The sequence below is a fragment of the Bradyrhizobium sp. th-b2 genome (assembly GCF_000426785.1).
In the GTDB taxonomy this organism is placed as follows: Bacteria; Pseudomonadota; Alphaproteobacteria; order Rhizobiales; family Xanthobacteraceae; genus Bradyrhizobium; species Bradyrhizobium septentrionale.
On sequence record NZ_AUGA01000003.1, the window covers coordinates 241,520 to 264,606 of the forward strand.

Consider the following 23,087-nt stretch of genomic DNA (forward strand, 5'->3'; position numbering starts at 1 on the left):
AGCGTCGATAGCCGCGCGGATCAAAATCAACCGATCGGGCGTTCCAATCTCGCCATGGCTGCCAGCGTCTCATCCACCGAAGCCCAGGAGGGTCAAGGCTCGGGCCAAGGAACGGGCCAAGGCACCTCCGGCTTCTGGGCCCTGACGCTAGGCAGCATCGGGGTTGTGTTCGGCGATATCGGAACGTCGCCACTCTACGCATTCCGCGAGGCGGTCGGCGGCGCCGCGCATGGCCAGCCGGTCACCCGCATCATGGTGCTCGGCGTGCTCAGCCTGATCCTGTGGGCGCTGTTCACCGTCGTCACCGCCAAATACGTGCTGCTGCTGCTGCGCGCCGACAACAATGGCGAGGGCGGCACGCTGTCGCTGATGGCGCTCGGCCAGCGCGCGATCGGACGGCGCAGCTGGCCGCTGCTCGCGCTCGGCGTGGTCGGCGCCTCGATGTTCATCGGTGATTCCATGATCACGCCGGCGATCTCGGTGCTGTCGGCGGTCGAAGGTCTCAAGCTCGCCACGCCGCATCTCGAGCACTATGTGGTGCCGCTGACGATCCTGATCCTCGTCCTGCTGTTCTCGGTGCAGCGCTCCGGCACCGCCCGCGTCGCCTCCGCCTTCGGGCCGGTGATGGTGCTGTGGTTCGCCGTGCTGGCGGTGATGGGGCTGGTCCACATCACGGACGATCCGTCGGTGCTGGCGGCGATCAATCCGTATTACGCGCTCCAGTTCATGCTGACCCACGGCACCATCGGCCTGGTGACCTTGGGCGCGGTGTTCCTCGCGGTGACCGGCGGCGAGGCGCTGTATGCCGATCTCGGGCATTTCGGCCGCAAGCCGATCCAGTCCGGCTGGCTGTTCTTCGTGCTGCCCTCGCTGCTCCTCAACTATTTCGGCCAAGGCGCGCTGGTGCTGTCCGATCCCTCCTCGATCGAGAACTCGTTCTACCGCATGGTGCCCGACGTGTTGCTGCTGCCGCTGGTCGGGCTGGCCACCGCTGCGACTGTGATCGCGAGCCAGGCTGTCATCACAGGCGCCTATTCGCTGATCAGCCAGGCGGTGCAACTCGGGCTGCTGCCGCGCTTCGAGGTCCGCTACACCTCGGAGACCCATGCGGGCCAGATCTATTTGCCGCGCGTCAACCGGCTGTTGTTGATCGGCGTGCTGCTGCTGGTGCTGCTGTTCCGCACCTCGAGCGGGCTCGCCTCGGCCTATGGCATCGCGGTCTCCACCACCATGGTCGCCGACGGCATCATGGGCTTCATCGTGATCTGGAAGTTGTGGAACTGGCGCGTGGCGTCGGCCGCGGCGTTGATCCTGCCGTTCGTGATCGTCGACATGACCTTCTTCAGCGCCAATCTGCTGAAGCTGTTCGAGGGCGCCTGGGTGCCGCTGTTGTTCGGCGCCGTGATGGCGACGATGATCTGGACCTGGCGCCGCGGCGCTGCGATCCTGATCGCCAAGACCCGCCGTATCGAGGTGCCGCTGCGCGATCTGATCCACAGCCTGGAGAAGCGGCCGCCGCACATCGTCAAGGGCACCGCGGTGTTCCTGACCAGCGATCCCAGTTTCGTGCCGACCGCGCTATTGCACAATCTCAAACACAACAAGGTGCTGCACGAGCACAACGTGATCCTGACCATCGAGACCGCACCGACGCCGCGCGTCGACCTGTCGGAGCGCGTCAACATGGAGAAGGTCAGCGACAAGTTCACCGCGGTGCGGCTGCGCTTCGGCTACATGGAATCGCCGAACGTGCCGAAGGCGCTGGCGGTCGCACGCAAGCTCGGCTGGCAGTTCGACATCATGGCGACCTCGTTCTTCGTGTCGCGCCGCTCGCTGAAGCCCTCGGCCCAGTCCGGCATGCCGCAATGGCAGGACCATCTGTTCATCGCGATGAGCCGCTCGGCCAACGATGCCACCGACTATTTCCAGATCCCGACCGGCCGGGTGGTTGAAGTGGGTACCCAGGTAACTATTTGATGCGGCAACGAATTCTACAGTTGAAAAGCCGTGAACTATGCGTGATATGCATGGCGGAGGCCTGAATCCGGGCTAACCTATGCATTCCTGCCGGGAGTATAGCCCTGCGACCCGGCATTGTGCGGTGCGGCAGAAGACAGAGGCGCAGCTTCCCATGTCATCCGAGAGTGCGATCACCGCGGCGGAAGCGCCGGCGGCAAATGGCCATGGCGAGGCGCATTCCACCGCCACCTTCAAGGCGCTGATGCTCGGCAGCATCGGTGTCGTCTACGGCGACATCGGCACCAGCCCGCTCTACGCGCTGCGCGAAGCCATTGTCGCGGCTGCCGGCGGCGAGGGCGGCGTGACGGCGCACGCGGTGCTCGGCGTGCTCTCGCTGATCCTGTGGGCGCTGATCGTCGTCGTCACGCTGAAATACGTCGTGATCCTGCTCCGCGCCGACAACAACGGCGAGGGCGGTACGCTGGCGCTGATGGCGCTGGCGCAGCGCGCGGTCACCAAAGGCGGCGCCGCAATCGTGCTGCTCGGCATTATCAGCGGCGCGCTGTTCTATGGCGACGCCGTCATCACCCCGGCGCTCTCGGTGTTGTCGGCGATCGAAGGCATCAAGCTGGTCACCTCGACCTTCGATCCCTATGTCGTCCCGCTCACAGTGGTGATCCTGGTTGTCCTGTTCGCGGTGCAGTCGCGCGGCACCGCGCGCGTGGCGGCGTTCTTCGGCCCGGTGATGTGCGTGTGGTTCGCCGTGATTGCGATCGCGGCGCTGCCGCAGATCGCGCGGCATCCAGAGGTGCTGTACGCGCTCAACCCGATCCTTGCGGTGTCGTTCATGCTGCATCATGGCGTGATCGGCTTCATCACGCTCGGTGCGGTCTTCCTCGCCGTGACCGGCGCGGAAGCGCTCTATGCCGACCTCGGCCACTTCGGCAAACGCCCGATCCAGACCGCGTGGCTGTTCATCGTGCTGCCATCGCTGGCGCTGAACTATCTGGGGCAGGGCGCGCTCCTGATCGGCGATCCCAAGGGGATCGAGAACCCGTTCTTCCTGATGTTCCCGGACTGGGCGCTGATCCCGATGGTCGCGCTTGCGACCATGGCGACCGTGATTGCGAGCCAGGCCGTCATCACCGGTGCCTATTCGCTGACCCGGCAGGCGATCCAGCTCGGCCTGATGCCGCGGTTCGAGATCCGCCACACCTCGGAGGCGCATTCCGGGCAGATCTACATGCCGCGCATCAACCGCTTCCTGTTCATCGCGGTGATCGTGCTGGTGCTGATGTTCCGCTCATCGAGCGCGCTGGCGTCGGCCTACGGCATCTCCGTGACCGGCACCATGGTGGTGACCGCGATGATGGGCTTTGTGGTGATCTGGCGGGTCTGGAAATGGTCGCCGATCGCCGCCGCCGCGCTGGTTGCGCCGTTCCTGTTCCTCGACATCACCTTCCTTGCCGCCAACCTGCTCAAGGTGTTCGAGGGCGGCTGGGTGCCGCTCGCGCTTGGCGGGGCCATGATCCTGGTGATGTACACTTGGCGGCGCGGCAGCCGGCTGCTGTTCGAGAAGTCGCGCAAGCTGGAATTCCCGCTCGACGATCTCGTGAAAATGCTGGAGAAGCGGCCGCCGCAGCGGGTCTCCGGCACCGCGGTGTTCCTGACCAGCGACCCCGTCAGCGCGCCGACCGCGCTGATGCACAGCCTCAAGCACTACAAGGTGCTGCACGAGAAGAACGTCATCCTGACCATCGAGACCGCGCCGACGCCGCGGATCGATCCGTCCGAGCGGGTGCGGATGGAGCAGCTGAGCGAGACCTTCTCCAAGGTGACGCTGAAGTTCGGCTTCATGGAACAGCCGAACGTGCCGAAGACACTGGCGATCGCCCGCAAGCTCGGCTGGCAGTTCGACATCATGTCGACCTCGTTCTTCCTGTCCCGCCGTGCGCTGAAGCCGGCGGCGCATTCGGGCATGCCGAGCTGGCAGGATCATCTGTTCATTGCGCTGAGCCGTTCGTCGAACGACGCCACCGACTATTTCCAGATCCCGACCGGGCGGGTGGTCGAGGTCGGCACACAAGTCACGATCTAGGGTCCACGATCTGGCGTTTCTGCGCAGCATCTAACCCGTTTCGGACGCTTGATTTTCTCCGCGCAAGAGGCGACTTTGCGGCCCGGAACGGCGAGCCGCGCGACGCTCGCCAACTGATTGTCGGGAGGATTTTTCCGTGGCGGACCACAAGGTGCAAGATTTGTTTCCGGACGAGGTGTCAAAGGGCATAGCGGAAGGCCGCTATCTCCTGGTCGACGTCCGCGAGCCCAATGAGGTTGCTGTCGAGGCCTATCCCGATGGCGTCGTGGTGGCGCTGTCGACGTTCGATCCGGCAGCGATTCCCGATCCGCAGGGCAAGCAGGTGGTGTTCGCCTGCCGCTCCGGCAAGCGCTCGGTGACGGCCTCGCTGGCCGCCCAGGCCGCTGGCCTGCCTTACGACAAGCATCTGGCGGGCGGCATCATCGGCTGGAAGGCGGCGGGACTGCCGACCAAGACGGGCGGCTGATCCCTGACATGACCTCCATGAACAAGGTCTTCGCAGACCTTCCCGTCACGATCTTCGAGGCGATGTCGCAGGCTGCGCGCGACAACAACGCCATCAATCTCGGCCAGGGCTTTCCCGACGATCCCGGACCGGAGGACATCCGCCGCGCTGCCGCGGACGCGTCCGTCAACGGCTACAACCAGTATCCGTCGATGATGGGGATTCCCGAGCTCCGTCAGGCGATCGCATCGCATTACGGCCACTGGCACGGGCTCAAGCTCGATCCGATGACCGAGGTGATGGTCACCTCCGGCGGCACCGAGGCGCTGACCTCCTCGATCCTGGCGGTGGTCGAGCCGGGCGACGAAGTGGTGTGCTTCCAGCCGGTCTATGATTCCTATCTGCCGATCATCCGCCAGGCCGGCGGCATTCCGCGGCTGTTGCGGCTCGAGCCGCCGGAATGGCGGCTCAACGAGGAGATGCTGCGCAGCGTCTTCAACCACAAGACCAAGGCGGTGCTGTTCAACAATCCGCTCAACCCGGCCGCCGTGGTCTATCCGCGCGAGGACCTCGAACTGCTGGCGCGATTCTGCCAGGAGTTTGACGTGGTCGCGATCTGCGACGAGGTCTGGGAGCACGTGGTGTTCGACGGCCGCGAGCACATCCCGCTGATCACGATCCCGGGCATGCGCGACCGCACCATCAAGGTCGGCAGCGCCGGCAAGATCTTCTCGCTGACGGGATGGAAGATCGGCTTCGTCTGCGCCGCACCGCCGCTGCTGCGGGTCGCCGCCAAGGTGCACCAGTTCCTCACCTTCACGACAGCGCCCAACCTGCAGGCGGCGGTGGCGTATGGCCTTGGCAAGCCGGACGATTATTTCCTCGACATGCGCAAGGACATGGCGCGGAGCCGCGACCGCTTGACCAAGGGGTTGGAGAGCATCGGCTTTCCGGTGCTGAAGTCGCAGGGGACCTATTTCCTCACCGTCGATCTGTCGCCGCTCGGGCTCAACGAGACCGATGCTGAGTTCTGCTGGCGAATTGTGCAGGACTACAAGGTCGCGGCTATTCCAGTGTCGGCGTTTTACGAGCAGGATGCCGTGACGTCGGTCGTGCGTTTTTGTTTCGCCAAGAAGGACTCGACGCTCGACACCGCGCTGGAGCGGTTGTCCGACGCAGTGCATCGTCGCAAGAGGTAAGCCAGAATGCAGAAGCAGAACCGTCGTCTCGTCAGCTTCGTCGGTACGGTCGCCACGGTTCTGTTGTTCGCTGCCTCCGCAAGTGCGGAGGAGCGCACGGTCAACTTCTACAACTGGTCAAACTACATGGCGCCGGGAGTCCTCGAGGACTTCACCAAGGAAACCGGCATCAAGGTCGTCTACGATACGTTCGACGCCAATGAGACGCTGGAGACGCGGCTGCTCGCTGGCAAGTCGGGCTACGACGTCGTGGTGCCGACCGGCTATTTCCTGCAGCGCCAGATCACCGCGAAGGTGTTTCTCAAGCTCGACAAGTCGAAGTTGCCGAACCTCGCCAATGCATGGCCCGTGGTGACCGGTCAGCTCGCGACCTACGATCCCGGCAACAATTACGGTGCCAACTACATGTGGGGCACCACCGGCATCGGCTACAACGTCAAGATGGCGGAGAAGATTCTCGGGCCTGACGCGAAGATCGACAGCTGGGACATCGTGTTCAAGCCGGAGAACCTCGCCAAGTTCAAGGATTGCGGCATCCATATGCTGGATTCCGCCGACGACATCCTGCCGGCGGCGCTGAGCTATCTCGGCCTCGATCCGAGCTCGACCAAGCAGGCCGACCTCGACAAGGCCGCCGATCTCGTCATCAAGATCCGGCCCTATGTGCGCAAATTCCATTCGTCCGAATATCTCAGCGCGCTGGCCTCGGGCGAGATCTGCTTCGTGGTCGGATGGTCGGGCGACATCATGCAGGCACGCAGCCGGGCGGCGGAAGCCAACACCGGCGTCGAGATCGGCTACACGATCCCGAAGGAGGGCGCGCAGATGTTCTTCGACAATCTCGCGATCCCCGCGGACGCCAAGAACGTCGCCGAGGCCTACGAGCTGATCAACTACCTCTACCGACCCGAGGTCGCGGCGAAGAACTCGAACTTCCTGTCCTACGCCAACGGCAATCTGGCGAGCCAGAAGCTGATCGATCCGAAGATATTCAACGACAAGAACATCTATCCCGACGAGGCGATGCAGAAGAAGCTGTTCGTGATCACGGCGCACGATCCGGCGACGCAGCGGATCATCAACAGGCTATGGACCCGGGTGAAGACCGGGAAGTGATGTCTCGTTGGAACCGCCGTCATTGCGAGCGGAGCGAAGCAATCCATCAAGCCGCATATGCTGAAGCATGGATTGCTTCGTCGCTTCGCTCCTCGCAATGACGAGGTGGAGTTGCCCCAGCTTACCGCCAGCGCCGGTGCAGCCAGAGCCATTGATCCGGATACTCGCGGACCCAGCCCTCGACGACATCGGTGATCGCCTGCATCGTGCCCTGGATATCGATCTCGCCGGATGCGTCGAACACCGGCTTCACTTCCTCGGAGACTTCGCCGCGGAAACGGCCGTCGGGCAGGCGGATGATCCGCGTGCCGTGGATCGGGCAATCGATCTGCCGGCGCAGGCGCGCCAGCAGCGGGTTCGCCGTGGTCTTGCGGCCGAAGAAGGTGACGGGAACGCCGTTGGTCAGATACTGGTCGACCAGCATCGCAACGTGCTGGCCGTCCTGCAGGGCCTTTGCCAGCTTGAGCGGCGCGTCGCGGCCGGCCGGGACCAGCGTGCCCAAATTGACGGCTCGGATCCGTTCGATGGCGCGGTCGGCGGCTTCGATGTTCGGTCGCCGGAACAAAACGACGGCTTCGAGCCCATGCGCGGCGGCGGCGAGCGGAGAAAGCTCCCAGTTGCCGAGATGTGCGGCAAAGAACAGCGCCGGTTTGCCGTCGTCGCGCAGCTGATCGAACAATTGCTTGCTGCGTCCGGAGAATTCGACACGGCCGGGCTTGTCGGGATGTGCGGGGTCGTGGTCCCAGATGCGATCGAGATGTGCGAACTCGGCGCCGATGCGGCCGAGATTGTGCCAGACCCCGGTGAGAATCGTCTCGATCTCCTCCGGTGACTTTTCCGGGAAGGCCGCCGTGAGATTCTCGCGGCCAATGCGATCCTCGCGCAGCCGGCGGCCGATGAAATGCGCGGCGTTGCCGAAGAAGTTTGCAGTCTTGTCCGGATCGAAATAGCGGGTGGTTCGCAACAGGCCGGTCGTCAGCGCGCCGATTGCAACGCCCGCCACAGGCTTGGCGGCGTCGCGCAGGCGCGCACGGGTACGAAGGAGCAGGCGTTTCATCGGATGAGGCGAGGGCGCCGGCCTAGGCCGGCTCCCGCGTCAGGATCAGCGAGGCGTTCTGCCCGCCGAACCCGAACGAGTTCGACATCACGGCGGTCACCTTGGCGTCGCGCGCCTTGTTGCCGACCACGTCGAACGGGATCGCGGGGTCGGGCACCTCGTAATTGATCGTCGGCGGAATTCGCTGATGCTCAAGCGTCAGCAGCGAGAAGATCGCCTCGACCGCGCCGGCGGCCGAGATGGTGTGGCCAACCATCGATTTGTTCGACGACACCGGAATGTTCGGCGTGTGCTCGCCGAACACGGCTGCGGTCGCCAGATATTCCATCTTGTCGTTTTCAGGCGTCGAGGTGCCGTGCGCGTTGATGTGGTCGATCTGCTGCGGCTCCATGCCGGCATCAGCAAGCGTCTTGCGCACGCAGCCGATCGCCGGCTTGCCGTCGGGCGCCGAGCGGGTGCGGTGGAAGGAGTCGGTCAGCTCGCCGCAGCCGGCAACGACGCCCAGGATGCGTGCGCCGCGCGCCATCGCGGCCTCATAGCTCTCCAGCACCAGCGCGCCGGCGCCTTCGGCCATCACGAAGCCGTCGCGGTTCTTCGAGAACGGCTTTGAGGCGCCCTGGGGCGGATCGTTCTGGGTCGAGAGGGCCGAGAGCAGCGAGAAACGCACCATGGCTTCCGGGTTCACCGAGCCGTCGGTCGCAATGCACAGCGTCGCATCGGCTTCGCCGCGGCGGATCGCCTCGACGCCGAGTTGAATCGCGGTGGCGCCGGACGCGCAAGCCGTCGAGAGCGAGATCGGCGAGCCCTTGGTGCCGAAGGTCTCGGCGAGGTTGAGCGCGACGGAGCCGAAGGTGAAGCGGCGGTGGAAATGCGCAAACTTGCCGCCGCTGCAGGTCGCCAGATAGTCGATGATTCCAAAGTCTTTGGTCGGGACGGAGCGCGCGACCTCGAGCCGCTGCGGCCACTCGGTCTCGATCGGCGCGACTGCCAGAAACAGCGGGCCGGGGAAGTCGCCCTTGCTGCCGATGCCGGATTGCTCCAGCGCTTCCTCGGTCGCAACCTCGGCCAGACGCTGCGACAGGCTGGTCGAGGAGAACGGGTCGACGGTGACGAAATCGACGGCGCCGGCCATCGTCGTCTTCAGGCTGTCGATCGGGAAGCGCGTCACGGTCCTGATGCCGGACTCGCCCGCGGTGAGACGTTTCCAATTGTCGGTCTTGCCGCCGCCGAGCGACGTCACGATTCCCATGCCGGTCACGACAACGATCGGTCGGCCGAATTTATCGCGTGGTGCTGTCATGGTTTCCCCGTCGGTGCTTGCGCCGGACTTAAAGCGCGATGACACTCATCGCGCTTTAGCTATTTGTTTGAGCATGATCTTTTCGGAAAACCGCTTCACACACTTTCCCGGATCATGCTCTAACTGACGGCCTCGACCAGTGCCATGCCCTCGCCCTGCCAGTGGCCGACCCCCAACACGACAATCTGGGTTGGCGCTTCGGTCTTTTCAACCTCCAGCCCGGTCGGATCGTTGGCCGGATAAAGCGCGCCGCGCGAGATCGACAACGCGGCCAGCGCCAGCCCGAGCGGGAACTGCGCCTCCATGGTGTGCCCAAAGGTCGTTCCGGTGGCGCGCACGGCGAGACCGGGGTGCTGACCGAGGAATGCGCGCTCCTCAGTGGTCGCGGGCTCGGCGCCGGTCGCGCCCGTGATCAGCATGGCCTTGTCGTCGTTGACGCCGAGCTTCGGCCACATCGCCTGCAGCGATTTCGTCACGGCGCCGGGCTCCTTGCGCTTGGCAAGATCGGCGACCACCCTGGTCAGCCTGGCGTAGGGCTTGGCGCCGCGGACCTCGGCGTGCTCGCGCGACTCCATCACCAGGAAAGCGCCGGCCGAGCCGATGGCGAAGCCCGGGTTGTTCCTGCGCCCCCATACCGCGCTATGCCGATCCTTGAGGGCGAAGTCGCCGAACGTGTAGAGCATCAAGAGGTCGCCGCGATCGCCATTATGCGCCGCGCCGACCAGCGCGATGTCGCTCTGTCCGGCGCCGATGCGCGCGACTGCGATCCGCGCAGCGTCAATGCTCGAGGCTTCCTCGCCCATGAAGGTGCGCGACGTCCCGCACACGCCGTGAACGATTGCGATGTTGCCGGCGAGCAAGTTGGAAAGCTGTGCCAGGAACAGCGTCGGGCGCAGTTCGTTCATCAGCTTTTCGTTGAGCAGGGCGGGCGGCAGCTTGCCCTGCGCATCGGCGTTCATGATCGCCAGGTCGACATTGAGGTCACGCTCGCCGCCACCGGCTGCGATGATCATGTCCATCCGCGACAGGATTTCCTGATTGCCTTTGACGCCGGCGGAATCGAGCGCCAGCCCGGCGGCATAGGTGCCGATGCGCTGCCACAGCTCCATCTGGCGCTGGTCGCCCTTCTTCGGGATCTGGGCGTCGAAGCTGACCGGGGCGATCGGATGGATCACGTAGGGCGCGAGACGCTTCTCGTCGGCATTGACGCGCCGTTCGCCAAGCGCCTGCCAATGCGCGTCCAGCCCTTCGCCGAGCGAGGAGAGCAGGCCGACGCCGGTGATCCAGACTTCCTTCTCAGCCATTGGTCATTGCCTGCATCGGAAAGCCGATCTTGTTGGCCATCGCATCCATGTGCACACGCAAGTCCGGGTGAGGGAAGGGGATGTGGCGGAAGGTCAGCTCGGCATTGCACTTGAGCTCTTTGCCGACGCGAACCCTCGCTGAGGTCACGGCGAAGCCTGAACCTTCGTGTTCGATCTTGGCTTCGATCCTCAGGACCGAGCCGGGGCTGACGAAGCCGCGCATCTTGGCTTCCTTGACCATGGCGAGGAAAGGCATGCGCTCGAACTTGGTCAGACCGAGGATCAGCCAGCCCGAGCTCTGGGCCATTGCTTCGGTCAGCAACACGCCGGGCATGATCGGGTAGCCCGGGAAGTGCCCCGCGAATACGGAGTGGCTCTCGGGCGGGACATCCGCCTCGACGACAATGGTTCTTGCGTCGAGGTCGAGGTCGACGATCCGGTCGATCAGCTGAAAAATTTCGAGCTGCATGATGGGCGATTACGAGCCCGTGCCCGTGCCCGCGTTCTTGGCCGCAACCAACTCGTCGATGCGGTCGGCGAGATTCTTCAGCACGAAGTACTGCTCCGTCGTTGCCTTGCCGTCGTTGACCTCCTGGGTCCACTTCTCGAGCGGCATCTTGATGCCAAAGGCCTTGTCGATGGCAAAGGCGATGTCGAGGAAGTCGAGGCTGTCGATTCCCAGATCGTCGATCGCATGGCTCTCCGGCTTGATCGTGTCGCGCGGGATGTCGCAGGTCTCCGCGATAATGTTGGCGATCTGCTCGAATGTGGAGGACATCATTAAGCCTTTGATATATTGAAGGTAATTTCGGGACTCTCGGAGGAGGCGGGCGCGTTGCCCCGGAATGCCCTTATTGCTGCTGCCGGAGTCGTGTGCCCGTATATCGGAGCAGGGCCGTTAGTTCAATGGAGCTTGGCCGGCCCGGCAAGGGCGGTTTTTGGGCAGGGTTCCGGCCAGCCTAGTTGCGCGGCATCACCGTAATCTTCGCGCAATCGCGGCGGCCCATCAGCACGCAGTCCTGGGTCTTGCGCAAATCGGCGATGCTCATGGCCAGCCAGATACCGATTGCGGTCAGCGCCACGGTGAAGGCGAAGGCGGCGATGTTGGCGAGCATGCGCTGGCGGAAATCGTCCGGCTCCTCGCGCGGCTTCTCATAGCGAGAGAGATCGTTGGCAACGGAAGCGGGACGGGGCGATCGGATCGCCTGCTCGCGCTTGCCGGGCGGCTGCGCCGAGGTGCGCGGCCGGAATTTGAGCACCACGTGCTCGTCATCCGAGGAAATTGGCCGCTGCGTCTTCACTGTTGTCAGTCCGGTCGCGTCGCCGCTTATCTCTAGCATGTTCGCCGCGCTTCACATCTAAAATCTTGGTGCGCGCAGAGGTGGTATTCATCCTTCGATCGTCTCGTGGAACCGACTGTAATCGATCCTGAGACGGCCGTCGTCGGTCGCGCGCAAAATTTCCGCATAGCGATGGCCGAAGCGGATGTCGGAATGTTCGTACGATTTTCGCGCATGCACAGTTTGCGCTGCAACGACGTCATAGCCGGATACGATGAGGCCGAGCCCGGCATTGACGGCTTCCAGGTCCGCGGCGCCGAGGCCGTGGAGCGGGCTGTCCTGGTCGATCACATGAAACACGGTCCAGCTCAGCGCCAGCGCCGGGCTTTCGCTGCGCACCAGTAGCAGCTCGTAGAACCGGCGATAGGCCATGCCTTCCTTGCTGACGCCGCTCTTGAACAGCCACAGCCGCGCGGTGGCATTGGCGATGATGTTGTGCCGCTCGTTGGCGAGACGGATCATCAGCGTCAGCTGTCCCTCATGGTTTGAGATCACCGGACTGTCGGCGAACAGCAGCCGCGCGCTCGGCCGCGAGAAGCGGGCGAAGATCAGCCCGGTCATCAGCGACATCGAGAAGATGCCGGTGAAGAGTTCGATGGTGGCGATGAAGTGCCCGTAATGCGTCTGCGGGTGCATGTCGCCGTAACCGGCGGTCGAAAGTGTTTCGATGCTGAAATAGAGGTAGTCGATGTATTGGCCGTTGGGCACGTTGGCGATCGGATGATCGCCGAGCCAATAGAACAAGGCGAACACGGCGTTGAATACGACGAACACCAATGCTGCACCGCCGATAAAGGCGGGCCAGGATGCCGTCATGCAGCGATGGCTTATGTCTGCCCAGAAACTGAGCTCCAACCCCTCGGTCACGACCTCGCGGTTGCCGAGGCGGACCGTGCGGGCCTTCACGCGATCGTTTGCTCTCAAAGCCATCCCGCCGAACCGGCTGTTTCACCTGTCTGCGACATCATGACATAATGGAACCTATTCCGGAGTGCCGGTCAAACGGGAGCATGCATCATGGCCCATACGCGCGAGCCCTACGTCAAACCGGTCCCGATCATGTCGCTGCGACCGACCCAGATGACGGTCGGCATGCATGAGGTAGAGGAGAAACGGAAGCGCTGGCGCGAGCACAAGTCCGACAAGAAGCGTGCCGAGCTTCTGGGCAAGCACATGATCCCGGTCGTCCATGGTCCCGACGATCGCTATTACGTGGTCGATCACCATCACATGGCGCGGGCGCTGCACGAGGAGGGCGTCAAGGACATCCTGGTCACCGTGATCGGCGATCTCACGATGGTCGAGCGTGACGTGTTCTGGGGCGTGATGGACAACAAGCGCTGGGTCTATCCTTACGACTCCAAGGGCGAGCGCCGGCACTTCAGGGACATTCCGAGATCGATCAAGGATCTCAAGGACGATCCGTTCCGCAGCCTTGCCGGCGAGATGCGCCGGGCCGGCGGTTTCGCCAAGGACACGACGCCGTTCAGCGAATTCCTCTGGGCCGATTTTCTGCGCCGCCACATCCCGCGCAAGACGGTGGAGAACAATTTCGCCAAGGCGCTGGAGAAGGGGCTGGCGCTCGGCCGCAGCGGGGGAGCGGTCTATCTGCCCGGCTGGTGCGGCCCGGCGTCCGACGACTGACCGGGCGCGGCCTCCGGCTTGTGCTGGTCCTCCTTGCCGCCGAGCGCGTGGTGCAGCCAGCGCTCGGTCCGCTTGCCGAAGGTAAGCAGCAGGAATGCCAGCACGAGCGCGGTTGCGACGATCGGCCAATGTCCGGCGCCGCAGACGATCCCGATGCATGCGGCGAAGAACGCGCATGCGGCGCTGGTCAGGCCGCGGACCTGAAAGCGGTCGCCCTGCCGCACGATGACGCCGGCGCCGAGAAATCCGATTCCCGTGAGCACGCCCTGGATCACGCGGCTCACCGCATCGGTGAACTGGCCGGGCGCGGCGGCTTGCAAGGCCAGCAGCACGACCGTGGCGGTCGAGAGGCTGACGAGACCCAGCGTCTTCAGGCCGATCGGCTTGCCGCGCAGGTCGCGGTCGAGCCCGATCGCGCTGCCGGCAAGGGTCGCAACGCCGAGGCGCAGGATGATCTCGCTCCAGTCCGTCACCGCGCCCTCTATTTCGGCTGCCGGCCGAGCATGTAGAATTCGGCGTTCGGCCGCATGCCGGTGACGTTTGCGAGCCGGTTCGACAGCGCGAAGAAGGCCGCAACCGCGGCGATGTCCCAGACGTCGTCGTCGCTGAAGCCGTGGGCGGCGAGCGCCGCGAAGTCGGTCTCCGCGACCTCCTCGGCCGTGCGGCTCACCTTCATGGCGAAGTCGAGCATCGCGCGCTGCCGCGGCGTGATGTCGGCCTTGCGGTAGTTGACCGCGATCTGGTCGGCGATCTCGGGATTCTTGGCGCGGATGCGCAGGATCGCGCCGTGGGCGATCACGCAATACTGGCACTGGTTGGTGGCGCTGGTCGCCACCACGATCATCTCGCGCTCGGCCTTGGAGAGGCCGGAGTCCTTTTCCATCAGCGCGTCGTGATAGGCAAAGAACGCACGAAACTCGTCGGGGCGATAGGCCAAAGTGAGGAACACGTTCGGCACGAAGCCGGACTTCTCCTGCACCGCCAGGATGCGGGTGCGGATATCCTCGGGGAGCTTGTCGAGAGCGGGTGTCGGGAAGCGCTTTGCGGTCGGCGGCGTCATGAGATGGTTCCGGCATGCCGCAGGCTGCGGCGTCAGGCGAAACCATAGTGGATGACGGGTCCGGCGCAAGGCGCATCGGCGCCTTGCGCGATCCCGCTAGCGCAGCGGCTTCTTCAGCAGTGAGAAGCGATCCGGATCGAGGCCCAGCGATGGCTGCAGCATTGGCGCCTCGGCCGGCGCCATCGTGCGCGGCGGCGCGGGCGAGTTGAGGTTGGAGGTGAGGCTGGAGTTGAGGCCGGGGTCGTTCGGCGCGGTATCGCGATGCGAGGTGGCGCCGCGCCAGCGTTCCAGCACGGCGCTGACGAAATGCAAATCATGCCCGGCGGTGACCGATGGCACGGTTGCTATGGTGGCCTCGCCGCGCGGCAGCTGGTGCGGTGGCACCTCCTTGAAGCGCAGCCGGGTCGGCAACGCCACGCCTTCGCCGAACGCCAGCACTTCGCGGGTGCCGAGCGAGGGCACGAACGACAGCAAATTGGCGGCCGCGTCCGAGACCGCGGAGCGCAGCAGCGCCTGGTCGCGGTCGTTTGCAAGGCGCATCGTGAACAGCGTGTTGCACTGGGAGATGATGGTCGCGTCTAGCTCGGCCGGACGCTGGGTGATCAGGCCGAGATAGACGCCATATTTGCGGCCTTCCTTGGCGATGCGCGACACCGCCTTGCGGGTCGGCCCGAAGCCGATATTGCGGTCGGCGGAGGCGTAGCGGTGCGCTTCCTCGCAGACGAACAGCATCGGCGAGACGCCGTCGCTCCACAGCCCGAAATCGAACGCCATGCGGCACAACACCGACACCACGGAATCGACGACCTCGGCGGGGAAGCCCGCGAGCTGCATGATGGTCATCGGCTTGCCGTTGGCGGGCAGGCGGAACAGATGGCTGATCACTTCGGCCATGGTGTCGCCGCCGACGTTGGCATTGTCGAACATGAAGGCGTAGCGCGGATCGTTGCGCACTGCGTCGATGCGCGAGATCAGCTTGTGATAGATGATGCGCGAGGAGCGGTTCTCCAGCTTGCCCATGCGCTCGTCGATCAGCGAGATCAGGTCGACGAGGCGATACGGCACCGGCGTATCGACGGTGTAGCCGACCTGCTTGGGGTCGACGCGCTTCAGCCCGAGACCGACCCGGTCGGAGTTCTGGTACTGGGTGTAAAGGCCCTTCGCCATCGGAATCACTTCGGCGAGGATGTCGAGCTCTTCGGGCACGCCGGGGCGGCCGCCGAACAGCACGTCGACGATCTCCTCGAAGTTGAACAGCCAGAACGGCAGCTTGAGGTTTCGCGGGTTGAGCACCTGGGCGCGCTCGCCGAAGCAGCGGCCGTATTCATTGTGCACGTCGAGCAGGAAGATGCGCAGGTTCGGCCGCGATTTCAGGATCTCGTTGAGCAGCAGCGAGACGCCGGTGGACTTGCCGACGCCGGTCGAGCCGAGCACCGCGAAGTGCTTGGAGAGCATTTCCTCGACGTCGACATAGGCGATGACCGAACGATCCTGCTGCAGCGTGCCGACATTGATCTGGTCCGAGCCGCTCGGCGCATAGACCGTGCGCAGCTCCTGGTTCGTGATCAGGTCGGTGCTGTCGCCGATGGTCGGATAATGGGTGACGCCGCGCTGGAATTTCGGGCGGTCGCCGCCAAGGATTTCGCCGAGCAGGTCGACGGAAGCGGTCGCCATGTACTGGTCGGACGGCGGCAGGTGCTCGCACGACACTTCGGTGATCATGGCGACGATGATCGAGCTCGCGCAGCGGATGCTGACGAACCGGCCGACAGTTGCGCGCATTTCTGAAAGTTGCATCTGTCCGCCGGCCAAGAGCCCAACCCGGGCCTGCGAGCCGCGCACAGAGATCACACGTCCGAAGGATGTCACAGTTCTCGCCTGGCTCGTTCTCGAAATCTAAATGTCCGGATCAATATGCCAGCCCGGGGCTGGAAAAACCGTTAAGTCGCCGGGGTTGCGTATCGGCTAAATCTACACGTTCGCGGTGACGATTTGTTTCTGTCGTGTCGTGAGATCGCGCCCTGTCGCGCGCCCCGGCGGCGAAATCGTCGCTTTCCGGCACAGCCGCGATTGTTTCGCGGTTTTGCCGTTAACGCCGCATTCACCATCTCCGAGGAGTGAGCGGCGGCTCGGTAGGTTTACGGAGACTGCGGCGCGATTTGCCGCGCGCCGTGTCATGGTATCGTGTAACCGATTGCTAACTGCGACTTGTAACGTCCTTTCCATTTGTGCCGCGTAACGATGCCGCGCTCGGGGAGAGATCAGCGTGCGCATCGAACACCGCAATGCAAAATCAGGAAATGCCGACGACGGCTCGACCAAGGGGCTGGCGTTCTGTGCCGGCATGCTCGTGGGCAGCCTGCTCGGAAGCGCGACCGCGCAGTGGAGCGAGCGCGAAGGCCTCTTGATGGCGGCATTTGCGATCATGGCCGTGATCGTCTTCCTGTTGCTGAAGCGGCACCAGATCTCGGACGACCGGCTCGCCGCCGAACGGCGCAATCTCACGACCGCCGTGAACAACATTCCGCAGGGGCTCGTGCTGTACGATGCGTCGGCGCGCATCATCATCTGCAACCGCCCCTATATCGAGATGTTCGGGCTCTCGCCCGATATCGCGAAGCCGGGCTGCACCATGCAGCGGCTGATCGCGCACCGTCAGGAGACCGGCTCGTTCGATGGCGACGTCGAGGATTTCTGCGATGCCATCATCGGCAACGTGAAGCTTGGCCGGGCCACGCGTCAGCTCACGCGCGCGCCGGGCGGGCGCGCGATCGAGATCGTCAACAAGCCGCTGCCCGGAGGCGGCTGGGTCGCGACCATCGAGGATGTCACGGAGCGCACGCGCACCGAGAACAGGATCGCCTACATGGCGCATTATGATGCGCTGACCGATCTGCCGAACCGTGTGCTGTTCCGCGAGCGCCTGGAGCGGGCGCTGAAAGCGCTCCGGCCCGACGAGCAGCTCGCGGTCATGTACATCGACGTCGACGAATTCAAGAGCGTCAACGACGCGCTCGGCCATCAGATCGGCGACGAACTGCTCAGGGCGATCGCCGATCGCCTGCGCTCCTGTCTCGCGGAGGGCGATGTCGCAGCGCGGCTCGGCGGCGACGAGTTTGCCGTGATCCAGACCGCCATCCGCGACCAGACCCAGACGATGCAGCTGCTGGCCGCGATCTATCAGGCGATCCGCCAGCCGGTCGACTGCAGCGGGCATCTGATCACCACCGACGCAAGCATCGGCATCGCGGTCGCGCCCGCCGATGGCCTCGACCTCGATCAATTGCTGCGCAACGCCGACCTCGCGCTCTATGGCGCGAAGAGCGACGGCCGCCGCACCTACCGGTTCTTCGAGACCGGCATGGATGCGCGCGCCAAGGCGCGGCGCAGTCTTGAGCTCGAGCTACGCCAGGCGATCGCCGACGGCAGCTTCGAACTGCATTATCAGCCGCTGCTTCATCTCGAGGACAGCCGGGTCAGCTGCTGCGAGGCGCTGCTGCGCTGGCGTCATCCCGAACGCGGCATGATCTCGCCGGCGGATTTCATCCCGGTCGCCGAGGATACCGGTCTGATCAACGACATTGGCCGCTGGGTGCTCAACACCGCGTGCCGGGAAGCGGTGAACTGGCCGGAACATATCCACGTCGCGGTCAACGTGTCTCCGATCCAGTTCAAGAGCCAGACGCTGGCGCTGAACGTCGCCGCCGCGCTGGCGGCGTCCGGGCTCGCGCCCTCGCGGCTCGAACTCGAAATCACCGAGGCCGTGCTGATCCGCGACGACGAGGCCGCGCTCGATATCCTGCATCAGCTGCGCGAGCTCGGCGTCCGCATCGCGCTCGACGATTTCGGCACCGGTTATTCGTCGCTGAGCTACCTGCAGCGCTTCCCCTTCGACAAGATCAAGATCGATCGGGCGTTCATCAAGGATCTCGCCGGGGCCGGCGCGTCGTCCACGATCGTCCAGGCCGTCGTGAACATTGCCACCGCCAGCGACATGACCACGACCGCGGAGGGCGTCGAGACCGAGCAGCAGCGCAACATGCTGCGCATCCTCGGCTGCACCGAGATGCAGGGCTATCTGTTCAGCCGGCCGGTGCCGGCCGCTGACGTCCGCAAGCTGCTGTCGTCGCATCGCGAGAAGGCCGTTTCGGTCGCCTGACCGCCGGCCTCGATCGCTTTCACTCTGTGATTCCGGCCGCAGACTGCAGCGCGGGCGCCGGCCATCTCGTCGATACGCACGCTGAATAATTTGTTGACGAGACCTAATCCTTTGTACACTAGTACAAATCGACGCGCCGCCGCCCGCCCGAGCGAAAAGACGTCGATCCGGCCGTCGCGGAAGGAGACCGCCCCATGCAGCCGGAACCGATCTTCGATCTCGCTCATCTCGGGCACATGGAGCTGCTGACGCCGAAGCCGGACGAGAGCCTGAAATTCTTCGTCGACGTGATGGGCATGACGGTCAGCGGCCGCAACGGCGAGTCGGTCTATCTGCGCGGGTGGGACGATTATGAGCGCTATTCGCTGAAGCTCACCGCGTCGAACAATTCGGGGATGGAGCACATGGCGCTGCGGACCCGCAGTCCGCAGGCGCTGGAGCGCCGCGTCGCCGCGCTGAAAGGCTCGGGCTTCGATATCGGCTGGATCGATGGCGACATGGGGCAGGGACCGGCATTCCGCTGCCGCGATCCCGACGGCCACGTCATCGAGCTCTATTACGAGACCGAGTGGTACGAGGCGCCGGCCGAGCTGAAGCCCGCGTTGAAGAACCAGGCGCAGCGCTTTCCGGCGCGTGGCGTCAATGTCCGCCGGCTCGACCATCTCAATTGTCTTGCGGTCGACATCAAGGCCAATCGCCTGTTCTTCGAGAACTACCTGGGCTGCCGCACCACCGAGCAGATCGTGCTCAACGACGGCACCGAAGCGGCGATGTGGATGGCGATGTCGAACAAGAGCTACGACTTCGCCTACACGCGCGACCATTACGGCAAGATGAGACGCTTCCACCATGTCACCTACGCGCTCGACAGCCGCGAGGAGATCCTGCGCGCCGCCGACATCTTCCTCGAGCACGGCGTGCATATCGAGACCGGGCCGCACAAGCACGCGATCCAGCAGACCTTCTTCCTCTATGTCTATGAACCCGGCGGCAACCGCGTCGAGGTTGCCAACGCCGGAGCGCGCCTGATCCTCGCGCCGGACTGGAAGCCGATCGTGTGGACCGAGGAGGAGCGCAAGAAGGGGCAGGCGTGGGGGTTGAAGACGATCGAGTCGTTCCACACCCACGGCACGCCGCCGGTCGCGAGCTGAGCCGACGATCTCGGTATCGGGGTGCGGTCTCGGCAATTTGAAGCCAAGGCTGCCTCGGACGGCGTTGCACGCAGAGCGTGCCACACCATGTTCCGGCGGCCCCGGGGGCGACACCGCATGAGGTGATGCAATGGCATCGCAACCAGATTTTTCCAGCGAAACATTCAATCGAGATCCTGCCGCCGGCATCGCCGCGCTGCGTGCCCGTGGGCAGGTCGTCGAGGTCAAGTTTCCGATCGTCGGTCGGGTCTGGCTGACGACCACCTACGACACGGCTTCCGCAGTGCTGAAGGACAGCACGACCTTCACGCTCCGCAAGGAAAACGGCGAGGTCGCCGGCTTGCGCTGGTGGATGCCGAAGTCGATCGCGATCGTCGCCAACAACATGCTGACGATGGACGAGCCCGATCATACGCGGCTGCGCAGTATTGTGGACGAAGCCTTCCGACGCCGTGCCGTGCTCGAGATGGAGCCCCACATCCGCAGCATCGCCGATCGTCTGGCAGATGAATTGTTCGCAGCCGGAAGCCCGGCCGACCTGATCCAGCGCTTGCGCGTGTCCTGCCGGTATCGGTGATCTGCGAACTGCTCGGCCTGCCGCCCGCCGACCGGCCAAAATTCATCGCCTGGGCCAATGCGATGACGCAGCTCAGGGGACCGATCAGCTTCCTGCGCATGATGGGTTCGCTGTCGAAGATGCGGAAATACCTCGCGCAGCAATTGCAGCTCGTCCGGGAGCGGGGCGGCGACGGGTTGATGGCGGAACTGGTGCAGGTTGAGAAGGAAGGCGGTCGCATCACACCGGACGAAATGGTTTCGATGGTGTTCCTGCTGCTCGGCGCGGGCTCGGAGACCACGACCCATCTGATCGGCGGATCGGTCTTCGAATTGCTCAAGGATCCCGCGCGACGGGACTGGCTCGCGGCGGACTGGAGTCGCGTCGGCCTCGCGGTCGAGGAATTGCTTCGCTTCGTATCGGCGGTGCAGTTCACCAAGCCACGCTATGTCAGGCGCGACGTCGAGCTGGGTGGTGTCCATCTCAAGAAGGGCGAGCGTGTGATGGCTATGATCGCAGCCGCCAATGTCGATTCCTGCGCGCACGTCCATCCTGATCGAATGGACCTTGAGCGCAAGCCGAACCGGCATGTTTCGTTCGGGACCGGAATCCATTTCTGCCTCGGCCATCAGCTTGCGCGAATCGAGACGACTTGTGCACTGCAGGCGCTGTTCACGCGCTGGCCGCGCCTGCAGCTTGCGGTCCGACCGGAGCAGGTCCGCTGGCGTGGACGTCCCGGCATCCGCTCGATCGACAAATTGCCGGTCGTCGCTGGTAGTTGATGCAGCACTGCGCATTGCAGCCTTGCCTCGCCTCGGCCGTTTGGTGCTAGGCTGCACCTCGTAACGTCAGAGGAAAACGTCGATGAGCGAACACACGACGGACAAGCGCGTGCGAGAGGCGTCTCGCAGGCAATTCCTTCAGGCGGGTGCAGCACTGGCCGGTGGCTCCGCGATGGCGGCAGTTGCCGGTTCTACCGCGCTCGCCGATCAGGGGAATAATCTTCCGCCCAATGTGCCGGAATGGATGAAAGCGCCCGGCGATCCAATGGGAAGCCAGCCCTATGGCACGCCGTCGGTTCACGAGAAGGGCGTCGTCAAGAACATCTCGAAGACATTGCCGCAATATATCTCCGCCTCGGGCCGCACGCCGTTGCAGGAGCTCGACGGCATCATCACGCCGAACGGTCTGTTCTACGAACGCCACCATGGCGGCGTGCCGACGATCGATCCGGCCGAGCACCGGCTGATGCTGCACGGCATGGTCGATCGCCCGCTGCTGTTCACGATGGAGGACATCCGCCGCTTTCCGTCGCAGTCGCGCATCCACTTCATCGAATGCTCCGGCAATCCGGTCTACACCAAGCCCTACGGCAAGACGGCCTCCGACCTCGTTGGCCTCGTGAGCTGCGCGGAATGGACCGGCGTGCCGCTTAAGACGGTGCTCGACGAAGCCGGCCTGCAGGCCGGCGCCAAATGGATCGTGGCGGAAGGCGCCGACGCCGCCGCATTGACGCGCTCGATCCCGATCGAGAAATGCCTCGACGATGCCATGCTGGTCTACAGCCAGAACGGCGAGCGGCTGCGTCCGCAGCAGGGCTATCCGTTGCGGCTGTTGCTGCCTGGCTTCGAGGGCAACATGAATGTGAAGTGGCTGCGCCGGCTCAAGGTGGTCGCCGAGCCGGCCTATTCGCGCGAGGAGACCTCGAAATACACCGACCCGATGCCGGACGGCACGTCGCGCGAATTCACCTTCTATATGGAAGCCAAATCGATCATCACGCGGCCGTCCGGCGGCCAGAAGCTGACCACGCAAGGCTTTCACGAGATCACCGGGCTTGCCTGGAGCGGGCACGGCAAGATCAAAAGCGTGGAGGTCTCACTCGACGAGGGCAAGAGTTGGCAGCAGGCGGAACTCCAGGAGCCGGTGCTGACGCGCGCGCTCACGCGCTTCCGGCTGCCCTGGCACTGGGACGGCAGCCCCGCCGTGATCCAGAGCCGCGCCATCGACGAGACCGGCTACGTGCAGCCGACGCTGGCCGAATTGGTAGCGGTGCGTGGTCTCAACTCCTTCTACCACAACAACGCGATCTGGCCCTGGCGCATCGCTGCAAATGGCGAGGTGAGCAATGGCCAGGCGTAATGTAAAGGTCGCCGCTTGGGTGAGCGCGATCGCGATGTTCGGCATCGCCGCGCATGCCGAGGAGCGCTACGGCATAGGCCGGGCGGCGACGCCGGCGGAGATCGCCGGCTGGAACATCGATATCGGCCGCGACGGCGCGGCGTTGCCGCCGGGCAGCGGCAGCGTCGAGCGCGGCCGCATCGTGTTCAGCGAGCAATGCGCGGCCTGCCATGGCGACAGCGGGCAGGGCGGCGTTGGCGATCGCCTGGTCGGGGGGCAGGGCACGCTGGCGAGCCCCAAGCCGATCCGCACCGTCGGTAGCTATTGGCCCTATGCCTCGACCTTGTTCGACTACATCCGCCGCGCGATGCCGCAGAGCGCGCCGCAGTCGCTGAGCAATGAGGACGTCTACGCGGTGTCCGCCTACATCCTCAGCCTCAACGGCGTCGTCCCCACCAACGCCGTGCTCGACGCGAAATCGCTCGCCGCCGTCAAGATGCCGAACCGCGACGGGTTCGTCTCCGACCCGCGGCCTGACGTGCATAATCGCTGAAGGGCGGGCGGACGTCCCTCGCGAA

20 protein-coding genes and 1 pseudogene are annotated in these 23,087 nt (G+C 64.4%); 11 read left to right on the forward strand and 10 right to left on the reverse strand.

The genetic code is table 11. From position 1 onward, the window contains the following. Nucleotides 1–54: 54 nt before the first annotated feature. From K359_RS0106365 to K359_RS0106385, 5 genes are all read left to right on the forward strand, one after another. Entirely contained in the window at nt 55–1,977 is a 1,923-nt protein-coding gene (locus tag K359_RS0106365) for a potassium transporter Kup (protein ID WP_029078590.1), read from the forward strand. Nucleotides 1,978–2,131: 154 nt separating this feature from the next. Then, nucleotides 2,132–4,057 (forward strand): potassium transporter Kup, encoded by a 1,926-nt coding sequence (locus K359_RS0106370; protein WP_029078591.1) that lies wholly within the window; start codon nt 2,132–2,134, stop codon nt 4,055–4,057. A gap of 136 nt (nt 4,058–4,193) precedes the next feature. Next, nucleotides 4,194–4,523 (forward strand): rhodanese-like domain-containing protein, encoded by a 330-nt coding sequence (locus K359_RS0106375; RefSeq protein WP_029078592.1) that lies wholly within the window; start codon nt 4,194–4,196, stop codon nt 4,521–4,523. A gap of 8 nt (nt 4,524–4,531) precedes the next feature. Beyond that, nucleotides 4,532–5,701, forward strand: coding sequence for an aminotransferase (locus K359_RS0106380; RefSeq protein WP_029078593.1), 1,170 nt, complete (start codon nt 4,532–4,534; stop codon nt 5,699–5,701). A gap of 6 nt (nt 5,702–5,707) precedes the next feature. After that, the gene (locus K359_RS0106385) at nt 5,708–6,817 is read left to right on the forward strand and encodes a polyamine ABC transporter substrate-binding protein (RefSeq protein WP_029078594.1); all 1,110 of its coding nucleotides are present in this window, start codon (nt 5,708–5,710) and stop codon (nt 6,815–6,817) included. Between the two features lie 121 nt (nt 6,818–6,938). On the opposite strand, the gene K359_RS0106390 is transcribed toward K359_RS0106385, so the two are convergent. From K359_RS0106390 to K359_RS0106420, 7 genes are all read right to left on the reverse strand, one after another. After that, nucleotides 6,939–7,874, reverse strand: a complete 936-nt coding sequence (locus K359_RS0106390; protein WP_029078595.1) for a lipid A biosynthesis lauroyl acyltransferase — start codon at nt 7,872–7,874, stop codon at nt 6,939–6,941. A 22-nt stretch (nt 7,875–7,896) separates the two neighbouring features. Then, nucleotides 7,897–9,174, reverse strand: a complete 1,278-nt coding sequence (locus tag K359_RS0106395; RefSeq protein WP_029078596.1) for a beta-ketoacyl-ACP synthase — start codon at nt 9,172–9,174, stop codon at nt 7,897–7,899. Between the two features lie 119 nt (nt 9,175–9,293). Next, a complete protein-coding gene (locus K359_RS0106400; protein WP_029078597.1) occupies nt 9,294–10,478 on the reverse strand; it encodes a beta-ketoacyl-ACP synthase in 1,185 nt (394 codons plus the stop codon). Next, nucleotides 10,471–10,947: a 3-hydroxyacyl-ACP dehydratase FabZ family protein gene (locus K359_RS0106405; protein WP_029078598.1), complete on the reverse strand. Its 477-nt coding sequence runs from the start codon at nt 10,945–10,947 to the stop codon at nt 10,471–10,473. Before K359_RS0106405 ends, K359_RS0106400 begins: the two co-directional genes overlap by 8 nt. A gap of 9 nt (nt 10,948–10,956) precedes the next feature. Next, nucleotides 10,957–11,256 carry an acyl carrier protein gene (locus tag K359_RS0106410; protein WP_024582229.1) on the reverse strand — a complete coding sequence of 100 codons (300 nt, stop codon included), beginning with the start codon at nt 11,254–11,256 and terminating at the stop codon, nt 10,957–10,959. 181 nt (nt 11,257–11,437) lie between these two features. Further along, nucleotides 11,438–11,779 (reverse strand): hypothetical protein, encoded by a 342-nt coding sequence (locus tag K359_RS0106415; RefSeq protein ID WP_029078599.1) that lies wholly within the window; start codon nt 11,777–11,779, stop codon nt 11,438–11,440. A gap of 87 nt (nt 11,780–11,866) precedes the next feature. Continuing rightward, entirely contained in the window at nt 11,867–12,748 is an 882-nt protein-coding gene (locus K359_RS0106420; RefSeq protein WP_029078600.1) for an ion channel, read from the reverse strand. Nucleotides 12,749–12,835: 87 nt separating this feature from the next. Between K359_RS0106420 and K359_RS0106425 the strand changes: the two genes are divergently transcribed. Beyond that, nucleotides 12,836–13,462 (forward strand): ParB-like protein, encoded by a 627-nt coding sequence (locus tag K359_RS0106425; protein ID WP_029078601.1) that lies wholly within the window; start codon nt 12,836–12,838, stop codon nt 13,460–13,462. Here the strand turns inward: K359_RS0106425 and K359_RS0106430 are convergent. The 3 genes from K359_RS0106430 to K359_RS0106440 all read right to left on the reverse strand — a co-directional run bounded on the left by K359_RS0106430 (nt 13,423) and on the right by K359_RS0106440 (nt 16,391). Then, a complete protein-coding gene (locus K359_RS0106430; protein WP_029078602.1) occupies nt 13,423–13,935 on the reverse strand; it encodes an MgtC/SapB family protein in 513 nt (170 codons plus the stop codon). The genes K359_RS0106425 and K359_RS0106430 overlap by 40 nt on opposite strands. Nucleotides 13,936–13,943: 8 nt before the next feature. Further along, the gene (locus tag K359_RS0106435) at nt 13,944–14,522 is read right to left on the reverse strand and encodes a peroxidase-related enzyme (protein ID WP_029078603.1); all 579 of its coding nucleotides are present in this window, start codon (nt 14,520–14,522) and stop codon (nt 13,944–13,946) included. Nucleotides 14,523–14,618: 96 nt separating this feature from the next. Beyond that, nucleotides 14,619–16,391, reverse strand: coding sequence for an ATP-binding protein (locus tag K359_RS0106440; RefSeq protein ID WP_029078604.1), 1,773 nt, complete (start codon nt 16,389–16,391; stop codon nt 14,619–14,621). A 397-nt stretch (nt 16,392–16,788) separates the two neighbouring features. Here K359_RS0106440 and K359_RS51295 point away from each other — a divergent pair, with 397 nt between their 5' ends. The 5 genes and pseudogenes from K359_RS51295 to K359_RS0106465 all read left to right on the forward strand — a co-directional run bounded on the left by K359_RS51295 (nt 16,789) and on the right by K359_RS0106465 (nt 23,062). Beyond that, nucleotides 16,789–18,681, forward strand: coding sequence for an EAL domain-containing protein (locus K359_RS51295; protein WP_051346025.1), 1,893 nt, complete (start codon nt 16,789–16,791; stop codon nt 18,679–18,681). Nucleotides 18,682–18,875: 194 nt separating this feature from the next. Then, nucleotides 18,876–19,832, forward strand: coding sequence for a catechol 2,3-dioxygenase (locus K359_RS0106450; RefSeq protein ID WP_029078605.1), 957 nt, complete (start codon nt 18,876–18,878; stop codon nt 19,830–19,832). 130 nt (nt 19,833–19,962) lie between these two features. Beyond that, a pseudogene (locus tag K359_RS51300) lies at nt 19,963–21,170 on the forward strand (cytochrome P450). Between the two features lie 82 nt (nt 21,171–21,252). Further along, nucleotides 21,253–22,530, forward strand: coding sequence for a sulfite dehydrogenase (soxC, locus tag K359_RS0106460; RefSeq protein WP_029078606.1), 1,278 nt, complete (start codon nt 21,253–21,255; stop codon nt 22,528–22,530). Nucleotides 22,531–22,564: 34 nt separating this feature from the next. Further along, on the forward strand, nt 22,565–23,062 hold the full coding sequence (locus tag K359_RS0106465) for a c-type cytochrome (RefSeq protein WP_051346042.1): 498 nt from the start codon (nt 22,565–22,567) through the stop codon (nt 23,060–23,062). The last annotated feature ends 25 nt before the right edge of the window (nt 23,063–23,087 follow it).